The organism is Pseudoduganella ginsengisoli (genome assembly GCF_009720865.1).
Taxonomy (GTDB): domain Bacteria; phylum Pseudomonadota; class Gammaproteobacteria; order Burkholderiales; family Burkholderiaceae_D; genus Rugamonas; species Rugamonas ginsengisoli.
The window spans coordinates 1-255 of sequence record NZ_WNLA01000119.1 but is presented as its reverse complement, the minus strand read 5'-3'; the positions used below and the strand labels follow the sequence as shown (position 1 = coordinate 255).

1 pseudogene is annotated in these 255 nt (G+C 65.1%); it reads left to right on the top strand.

The window, feature by feature from the left end:
- Positions 1-255: pseudogene (locus GM668_RS30835) on the top strand (DUF4214 domain-containing protein); the annotation flags it as partial.

Genomic DNA, 255 nt, shown 5'->3' with positions numbered 1-255 from the left:
CGTACACGCGTACGCCAGCGAAAGCTTCGGCCAGCGCATGGCTCAACGGCGTAACCACCGACGCATCGCTGGCGCAAGCGAAGGCAGGCATCGACAAGGCTGTCAGCGCCGCAGTGGGCGCCACGGCGCAGGCGATGGCCGCCACCACGCAACAGTTGCAGCAACTGTATGTGACCTATTTCAACCGTCCGGCCGATACGGACGGCCTGGCGTTCTGGACCGGCTATGTGGAAAGCGGCACCAGCGTGGCGTCGA